The sequence below is a fragment of the Rhodococcus sp. R1101 genome (genome assembly GCF_000278445.1).
Lineage (GTDB): Bacteria > Actinomycetota > Actinomycetes > Mycobacteriales > Mycobacteriaceae > Rhodococcus > Rhodococcus gordoniae.
Window position 1 is genome coordinate 1 of the sequence record NZ_AJVB01000363.1, and the last position, 3,949, is coordinate 3,949.

Annotated in this window: 5 protein-coding genes; 3 read left to right on the forward strand and 2 right to left on the reverse strand. The window is 58.0% G+C overall.

Translation table 11 applies throughout. The features are described 5' to 3' along the window. Together R1101_RS29695 and R1101_RS30295 are read left to right on the forward strand one after the other, a co-directional pair. Positions 1-417 (forward strand): AAA family ATPase (locus R1101_RS29695; protein WP_157179173.1); only part of this gene is annotated, 417 nt, incomplete at its 5' end. 169 nt (positions 418-586) lie between these two features. Next, a complete protein-coding gene (locus R1101_RS30295) occupies positions 587-1,252 on the forward strand; it encodes a hypothetical protein (protein ID WP_198420297.1) in 666 nt (221 codons plus the stop codon). A 155-nt stretch (positions 1,253-1,407) separates the two neighbouring features. Here the strand turns inward: R1101_RS30295 and R1101_RS0117850 are convergent, their stop codons facing one another. Together R1101_RS0117850 and R1101_RS29700 are read right to left on the reverse strand one after the other, a co-directional pair. After that, positions 1,408-3,192 carry an AAA family ATPase gene (locus tag R1101_RS0117850; RefSeq protein WP_081494123.1) on the reverse strand — a complete coding sequence of 595 codons (1,785 nt, stop codon included), beginning with the start codon at positions 3,190-3,192 and terminating at the stop codon, positions 1,408-1,410. Positions 3,193-3,444: 252 nt separating this feature from the next. Next, complete coding sequence (locus tag R1101_RS29700) at positions 3,445-3,639, reverse strand: helix-turn-helix transcriptional regulator (RefSeq protein WP_016934722.1); 195 nt, start codon at positions 3,637-3,639, stop codon at positions 3,445-3,447. Positions 3,640-3,752: 113 nt separating this feature from the next. Between R1101_RS29700 and R1101_RS31090 the strand changes: the two genes are divergently transcribed. Next, positions 3,753-3,949, forward strand: a 197-nt coding sequence (locus R1101_RS31090; RefSeq protein ID WP_037224013.1) for a hypothetical protein, incomplete at its 3' end; no start/stop codon positions are given.

A 3,949-nucleotide genomic window follows, 5' to 3' on the forward strand; every position in this document is an offset into this window, starting at 1 on the left:
GAACCACGCTCATTAATCCTCATCGACGAACCCGAATCGCATCTGCACCCATCCCTTCTCTCTGCCTTAATGAAGGCATTGAGTGCAGTGCTTGAGCAGTACGATTCCTACGCGATTATAGCCACTCATTCACCAGTAGTACTTCAGGAAATACCAAGAAAGTACGTTCGAATCCTGAAGAGATTCGGCGCACAAACACGTGTCGATGAACCTCTTGAGGAGACTTTTGGCGAGAATATCGGAATACTGACCGCATCCGCATTCAACCTAGATAGTAGCCAAAGTGACTACCACAGCGTTCTCGAAAAGCTAGCTTCAACTTACACGTTAGACGAGATTGAGGAACTATTTGATGGCGAGATGAGCGTGCAAGCCAGGGCCTATGTGAGGGCAATTATTAGGCAGGCCTCCCGCTGAAATGTTCATATTAACAGCGCCTTCAAGAGATGACGAAGCAGATTTCGATAACGCATGTAAGAACCGCAAGGATGCGACAAAGAAAATTCTACAAAGCGCGCGCGACGAGGTATTAAGCACCTATTCGGAGTACGCTACTTTTGCACGATCGCCATGGCTGCGAAGTCCGATGAAGCTAGCTAACGAAGTTTCGGACGCACTACGAAGCAATTACCTCCAAACCTATGAAGGTCGTGCACTTTCCGATCTTCGTGCAGCAATCATGTCAATTGCATATTCAGGGTTATGCGCCTTCTGCTCAGAGACCCAGGCTTCCACACTCGATCATTACTTACCTAAGGCTGTTTACCCAGAACTGAGCGTGCTCTCAGTCAACCTCTTGCCTGTGTGCCACACGTGCAACCATAGAAAATCTAACATAATTGGAAGCACCATTGAGGGAAGGTTCATCCATCCATATTTTGACGAATTATCGGCCAGTGCCCCGTTGCTGAAATGCGCCATTACAACCTCAAGAGACCAGTTGAATGTCGATTTTGATATCCGTGCCGACCTCCCCATTGAGATATTTAAGGATGCGCTATTTCATTTTAACAAATTAGGCTTGGCGCTGAGGTACTCGGAAGCTTCCGCCGTGGAAATTCTGAACCACTCGGGACTTTTTGATGAAGCGTATCAGGACGAAGGTCCAACAGGTGTGAAGCGCGAGGCCGCAAGACTCGAAAGGAGTATCCGAAGGAAGTTTAACGACTTATATTGGAAAGTCCCATTATATAGGGCAATGCAAGACAGCGTTGAATTTTGCGAAGGCGGGTACGAGCTCGTGAAGCCCTGATTTAGGCGGTGTCTGCGTACCCTCGTGGGTCACCTACTCAGGCTCCTCCCTGCCCTGGTTGAGCAGTAGCCGGGGTGGGCAGGTGAATTTAAGGGCACTATTTTACAAGCGCCCCAAGACATAGGCGGACGCGGATTCCTCGTGCCATAGGTGCCTTAAGGTTCCGTCGATTGTGTATCAGCATCAAAAGAATCTATAGCGGAATCTATGGTCCAGACCCACGATCCGCCCTTCCCGTATCCCCGTCGCTCGGTACGCACCCCAGCCCGCTTCCGCGCCTTCTTCACCGCGTTGTCCACCAGTCCGGCCGCACGAGTCACCTTCAAGACCTCCGCAGCCGGCGCCGAACCACCGCACTCGATCAAGTAGCCCCGAATAACCATGGTGATCTCGTCGCGTTCCTCAGCCTCCTCATCTGGTCCGCTGAGCAGTTCGCGTGCATCACGGCTGGTCTCACCTAACCACCGAAGGACTCCCACTTCTGTGTCGCCATCCTCGGTGGCGACCGTTGTTGAGACGACCTCCCCTTCCATCGACCGCACTCGTGGTGCGAGGTTTGCTTTGGTGTTGGTGACGACGAGTCGACCTGAGTCACTGTCCTGCGCGATCGAAAGAACCGACCTCGCGACCTGGGACCACGCGATCGATCCGAGAATCAACTTCCCGGTATCCGCACCGTCCCGCTTGCCGAAGTGACAGAGGCCGAAGACGACGCATCCTTGCCGGGCAGCGAGCTGCGCGAGGGGTTCGAGATACTGCCTGACCGCTCGGTCATCGCGACCGGACAACTCGGAAGCCATCGACGAGGTGGCTGCATCGAGGACCACGAACGCGACTTGCTCCTTCGCAATGATCCGTTCGAGAGCGAGATTGTCGAGCGGAAGGACGAGCGTGCCGGCGTCGGTATGGGCGGTCTCCACATCCACAAACAGGACCCGGTCCATGTCAGCACCCGCTGCCTTGAGGCGCGGCGCGACGGTGAACTCCCGCGAGTCCTCCGAATGGACGTACAGAACGTTCCGCGGCGTGCCGTATAACTCCCCTTCTAGGGTTCCACCAGTAATCTGCGCGCACAGCGCAGCGGCGATCGTGGATTTGCCCAATCCCTCCCGGCCGGCAAGAAGCGTGAGGGAACCCGCGGGAATCCAGTCCTCCATCACCCACCGCACGCGCTGCAGCTTCACATCCGAACCGCGAGTGACCCTCAGCCGGCGACCGGCCTTGCCACCGACGTCGACCGGCACGAATTCGTCCAGGCTGTGCCCCGCCGCGACATGGTCTGCCGCATCCTTACCGGTCGCTGCCTGGACGATCGCCACTCCCGTCGCAATCGGCTCGAGGATCTCGTACACCTGCAGAGCATGCTTGCGGCCGGGTTCGTCGTCGTCGGCGACGATCACCACGGTGTGCCCGGTAAGCGGCGACCAGTCGAACAATTTGGCCTTGCCCGCACCCATTGCAGGAGACACGGCAACTGCACCGAGCGATTCCAGTGCCAGCACATCCTTCTCGCCCTCCACGATGTACACCGGCACACCCGTCCGATGGTCGTCGAGATGCTCAGCCCGGAAGAGGTCCCGGCCCTTCGTGTTCCCTCCTTGACTGAACCTCTTGCGCCCTCGGTCGTCGTAGCTCCGGAAGACGGTGCGGCCGTCGCGATACACATAGGTGGTCCCGGCCGGGTTGTCGAAGAGATCGGACAGCGTCAGTCCCATCGCGTCGAGAACAGCCGCCTTGTCGTCTGCATGCGAGTTCATGAGTACCTGGCCAGCAATCTGGCGGAAGGTCACCGACCGATCGGCACTCGAATGCCCGGGAGCCTGCGCTGAGGCTGTGGCATCGGCACCGTCCCGCCATGCCAGGCCGTGTTCGCGCCAGCGATCTCGTAATCGATCGAGGGCGGTCCCGTAGCGTCCGGAAGCAGTGCGAATATCGGTCATGTCCACGTCTTTCTGACAGGGCCGGGGAGCCGGTCCTCACAGGATTCGCCGGCTCCCCGAGCCCACTGAGCAATGACATTGCAGGAAGCGAGCTTTCGCGTATGAATTCGCTTCCTCAGGACTAGTGCGGCGTGGACGCTTCGGGTACGGTCACGACGAACTGCCCTTCAGGTGATCGGTGGTTCTACACGCCGTCGACGGGATTCGGAGCAGCCACTCCCCCGTCGGCGGCGTCGTTCGTCACGAACGCGTTCATCGCGATCCGCCCGCGAACTGGTCGTTCTCCCATGCCACGCAATCGCTGAGCTTGTAGCGCGCGTGCCGACCGATCCGCGCGAACCTCGGACCTCTCCCTTGACTCGCCCATTGGGCGAGCGTCTTCACGGGCACTTTGAGCCGGTCGGCAACTTCCTGCCGCGTAAGCCATCTGTCGTCGCTCGTGTGCATCCCAACTCCTTTGTGAGACTTCTTGCGAACTGTCCCACTCAGAACTAGCACGACGAGAATCGAAGAGCAAGACTCTCTGTCGGGACGTCTCGCGATATGTCACACTGTGTGCCATGCCGAGCTTCACCGTGAACAACCCGGAACCCGGACGGACCGGATGGTCCCTGTACGGCGGTCGCCTCTTCGCCCAAGTGCCCGCCCGGATCGCTGCCACATCGACGAAGGACGACCCTGAGCCTCTCGAGCATCACGTCGAGATGGAGATAGACGTCGTCGACGGCCGACTCGCGTGCACCGAGCTCCGCGCCGT